Origin of the sequence: Capsulimonas sp. (assembly GCF_039929585.1) — a bacterium.
In the GTDB taxonomy this organism is placed as follows: Bacteria; Armatimonadota; Armatimonadia; order Armatimonadales; family Capsulimonadaceae; genus Capsulimonas.
In genome coordinates this window covers 1-4,741 of the sequence record NZ_JBDSQY010000115.1, presented here as the reverse complement: position 1 = coordinate 4,741, position 4,741 = coordinate 1, and the positions used below count along the sequence as shown (strand labels likewise).

The window sequence follows — 4,741 nt, the reverse complement described above, 5'->3', positions numbered from 1 at the left end:
TGCCTTCCACCTTGCTTTTGAGCGACAACAAGGCCGTCCCCGCGAACACCACGACACTGGGCGCCCACAGAAACAAAAGCGCGTTGTCGTTCTCAGCGACAGCGCGCTTGCCGTCCACCCAGAGGCTTCGAATAAACGTCAGCATCAGCAGGGGCGACATGAGCAAAGCCTGATCGCCGGCGAACCGCAGGAACCACTTGAATGGGGGGTCGTGCGCGGAACTGCGCGTCCCCATTGCATGGATATGCATCCAGAAGGCGTTATGATGGGTGTAGTTCCACCAGACGAACGGGCTGAAGATCGCCAGTGCGATCATGGCGGCCACATACGGCTCCGGGCGGCGCAGCCAGTAACGATGCGTTTTTGAGAGCGCCAAATAGAGCAGTATGCTGGGCAGCAGCAATAAGGCGTTCAGCTTCGCCATCGCCGCCAGCCCCGCCAGAACGCCGCCCACAATCCACAGCCATCCCTTACCATCCAGCGCATGGAGAATGACATACAGCGCCGCCGCCCAGAGCGCGAGCTGCACGGGATCCTGGGTCATGATGTCCGCGCCGGCGGCGAACAGCGGAATGACCGACGCCATGACCAAGGCGACGAAGGCGACGCGTGCGTCCGTCAGCCGGCGCATGATCAGGTAAATGAAAGCGGAGGCGATCAAGGCGCAGAAAATCGCGCCGGCGCGGACGCCCAGCTCCGTCGGACCAAGCAGCGAGGTGAACACGCGGATGACGACCGCCATCAGCGGAGTATTGTCGTAATAGCCCCAGTCCAAGTGGCGGGACCACTGCCAGTAGTACGCTTCATCCTGGAGCAGTTGATGCGAGGCGGCGTACCAGAGACGAAAAGCGGTGAGCACGAACAGCAAAACACACGCCGCCTTATCCAGGCGGCGTGTGCTCCAATCGAGCGGCAATGGGTTTGTTTGAGAAAGTTGTTCTGCGTTCAAAAGTTGAAAATCGTCATGTCCAGCGGCTTGTTGACGCGGATGTTCTTATAAGCTGTGACAGCGGCAAGCTTATTATAAGGATTATACACTTCCACGCGTGTGGGAATATACACTCCGGGGATAATTTGCTGCGGATTTTTATATTGATACCAGGCGATCAAATGGCCATTGCGGTCGTAATGCTCGCGTTTCACGGTAATCTTCGTCTTGGGATCGATCCAGACGACATCACGAATCGGCTCGGTCTTGATCTTCGGCAGCAATTGAAACACGTAATTCGCGCCTTCTTTGCGCAGATAGGTCGCGTTATACGCCAAAAGCAATTCCGGAGGAACCATGCCGCAATCCAGCAGCGATTGCTTCTTCCCCGGCGCATTCGTCACATCCTCAACTTTGTGGACATGGAACGTGGGGACCGACGTGAACTTCTGGTTGCCGTTGATCGTGTAGGCGATATGCGCCTTCAAAATCACGGACTCGAAGTGCAGTTTGTCGGGATAAGCATACGAGATCGCGATATTGTGAATCCGGTACGCCTGCGCGAAGTCGCCTTCGATCCGCTTCAGTTCATCCCGGTTCTCCTGAATGACTTCCGTATCCATGGCGAGTGTTTTGATCTTCGTGGAGGTCAGCGACGCGATGCTGGGAGCGGCAATCACGGGAGCGAGCGCGGTGGCGCTCAATATCAATGTCCAGAGACTGGATTTAAATGTTCGTCGGTAGTTAATCGGCATATGTCAAAACTCCTTGAGTTACCCATCTTTAAACGGCGAGAGGCGTGGAATTGTTCCCCGGGGGCCCCTCTTTAGCAACCCTACCCCGTCAGACGACAAAACCAATGAAAGGTTGCGCGAATTATTCGCGCGCTCCCCATTCGGGTACACTGAAGTAGTTATGGACAATCATGCATTACGCGTTTTAGAATTTGACGCGATCCGCCATCAATTGATGGATCTCACGGCCTGCTCGCTTGGGCGGGAGCTTGCCGAGGCGATGGAGCCTTCGGACTATCTGCTCCAGGTCAAGGCGCGCCTGGACGAGACTACTGAATGCCGGCAGATGATCGAGATCAAGGGGAACCTGCCTCTCGGCGGGATCACGGATATCCGGCCCCATCTGCGGCAGGCGGAGATCGGGTCGTCGCTCGATCCGCGCGGGCTTCTCGACATCTATTCAACGGCGGCCGGGGGCCGCGTTCTCAAGGCGTTTCTGCAAAAGATCGCTACGGACTATCCGATCATGGCGGCGCTCGCCGCGAATTTAGGCCAGTTCCCCTCGCTGGAATCGGAGATCACATCCAGCATCGGCCCCAACGGCTTAATCTTAGACTCCGCCTCGCCGGACCTCGCTCGTATTCGCAGTCGGCGCAAAGTGGCGAACCAGCGAATGCTGGAGCGGCTGAACGCGATTATCAATGGCCCCCTGCGCGCCATGCTTCAGGACCCCGTCATCGTTCAGCGCGGCGACCGGTACTGTGTCCCCGTCAAAGCCGATCACCGGGGAGCCTTCGGCGGCATCGTCCACGACACCTCCGCCTCCGGCGCAACGCTGTTTATGGAGCCGCAGTCGGTCGTGGATTACGGCAATGAACTGAAAGAGCTGGACATCAAGGAGACGCAGGAGATCGCGAAGATCTTGATGCGCCTGACGGAGAGCGTGCGGCGCATTTCGGCGCCGCTGATGGTCAGCGTCGGCATTCTCGCGCAGATCGACTTTATCTCCGCCCGCGCAAAAATGGGCATGGTCCAGAACGCGACGGCGCCAGCTTTGAACACCAACGGTTATACGCGGCTCGTTTCCGCGCGGCACCCCTTGATCGATCCGGCGATTGTCGTTCCCATCGATGTGGAGCTGGGCGGCGAGAAGAACCAGCTGCTGCTGATCACCGGACCCAACACCGGCGGTAAGACCGTCACACTCAAAACAATGGGCCTGCTGACCCTGATGGCGCAGTGTGGCCTGCATGTCCCGGCGGCGCACGCCGAGATGAATCTCTTCTATCAGATCTACGCGGACATCGGCGACGAACAGAGCCTCCAGCAATCCCTCTCCACTTTTTCCGGACACATCTCCAACATCGTAAAAATCCTAAAGACACTGCGCAAAAACGCGCTGGTGCTGTTGGACGAAGTCGGCGCCGGAACGGACCCGGGAGAAGGCGCATCGCTGGCGCGCGCAATTCTGGACCATCTGCGCGAGGCCGGCGCGCGCGTCATCGCGACCACTCATTACGGTGAGCTGAAAAGCTACGCCTTCGTGACGCCCGGCGTGCAGAACGCGAGCGTCGAGTTCGACGAAGCGACCCTCAGTCCGACGTATCGTCTGCTGCAAGGCGTACCGGGATCGTCCAACGCCTTCGCCATCGCAGGACGGCTGGGGATGCCTGAGAGCGTACTAGCCGAAGCGCGAACCGAGCTGACGGGAACCGACAGCACGGCTGATCTTTTCCGCGAACTAGAAGAAGGACGCCGCCAGGCCGTCGCGGAAGGGCGTGAAGCGGAGCGAGCGCGGATCGAATCGCAGATGCTGCGCCGCCGCTATCAAGAAGAACTCGCGAACCTCGAAAGTCTGCGGCGGGATGCGCGTCTCAAAGCCGCCGAGGAGGCGCGCGCCCTGATTAAGCGCGCGCAGGACAAGGTCGACAATATTATCGGCCAGCTGCGCCATGCGAACACCGAGGGCAAGCAGACTGAGCGGGCGCGACAGGCGATCCGAAACATCGCGGACGATCTTCAAAACGACATCGAGCGCCAGACCGAAGAGCAGATGATGACGATCATCGAGATCGTCCCAAACCGACTGCTGCGCCAGGGCGACAAAGTGCGTATTCCTTCGCTCGGCATGACGGGAGAAGTCCTGGAGGATGAGCGCGCCGGAGAATCGGGCAGCAACCTGCCTGTCCAGGTCGGCGCGATGCGCGTGAGCGTCCCCGCCTCTACCCTGCGCCTGATCGGCGAGCCGGACGAACTGCCCGTCGTAAAGATCGAACGCCAGGTCCCTCTTCCGCCCTCCCTGGCGACGTCTCCCTCCGCGCCTGAAACCCCCGCCAAACCGCCGCGTAATGGACAGCCAGAGCGCAGCGGTCCATCGGAACGCAGCGCCAGGGGCGAACGCCCCGCACGAGAACGGACGCCGAAGCCCGAACGCTCTCCAAGAACGGACCGCGCTCCCCGTCCCGAGCGAACTCCCACCGCCCGCCACAGCGCCTCCGCGCCTCCGGATCGCCCGAAGCTGCTCGATATTCATGCGGGAGACCAGCAGAATATCGCCATGCAGAAGACGATGGGCGTCACATCGCAGATCTCCCTGCTCGGCCAGCGCGCCGACGAAGCCGTACGCAACGTCGAAAAGTACATTGATGACGCCTACGCCGCCGGCCTCACCCACGCCCGCGTCGTCCACGGCAAAGGCACCGGCGCCCTGCGCCGCGCCGTGCAGGACTTCCTGAAGGATAACCCCCTCGTCGCCGAATACACAACCGCCAACGCCGACGAAGGCGGAGCAGGCGCAACTGTGGTGAAGCTGCGGGAGACGTGAGGCTAAGAAGGCCCCTCCGCCCCCACAGGATTAGGATGGCCCCTCCGCCCCAACAATTCGTGTGGGTGTTTCGCCCCTCCGCCCCAATTCTGGGGGACCAGAGTAAGAATCCCCCTGGCCCCCACAGGGGTAAAAACACATCAACGGTGACGTATCAATTTTAGTATTCGACACGCCATCATTGCTATGGTTTGCACCCCTGTGGGGGTCGGGGGACATCCTCTCCAAGTTCCCCAGAATTGGGGCGGAGGGGCC

3 protein-coding genes are annotated in these 4,741 nt (G+C 60.1%); 1 reads left to right on the top strand and 2 read right to left on the bottom strand.

Annotated elements, in window-relative coordinates:
• Together ABIZ35_RS08110 and ABIZ35_RS08105 are read right to left on the bottom strand one after the other, a co-directional pair.
• On the bottom strand, nucleotides 1–949 hold a 949-nt coding region (locus tag ABIZ35_RS08110; RefSeq protein WP_348219381.1), incomplete at its 3' end, for a glycosyltransferase family 39 protein.
• Nucleotides 946–1,683: an outer membrane lipoprotein-sorting protein gene (locus ABIZ35_RS08105; protein WP_348219380.1), complete on the bottom strand. Its 738-nt coding sequence runs from the start codon at nucleotides 1,681–1,683 to the stop codon at nucleotides 946–948. The genes ABIZ35_RS08110 and ABIZ35_RS08105, both read right to left, overlap by 4 nt.
• 160 nt (nucleotides 1,684–1,843) lie before the next feature.
• On the opposite strand from ABIZ35_RS08105, the gene ABIZ35_RS08100 reads away from it, so the two are divergent.
• Nucleotides 1,844–4,486, top strand: coding sequence for an endonuclease MutS2 (locus ABIZ35_RS08100; RefSeq protein WP_348219379.1), 2,643 nt, complete (start codon nucleotides 1,844–1,846; stop codon nucleotides 4,484–4,486).
• Nucleotides 4,487–4,741 lie beyond the last annotated feature (255 nt).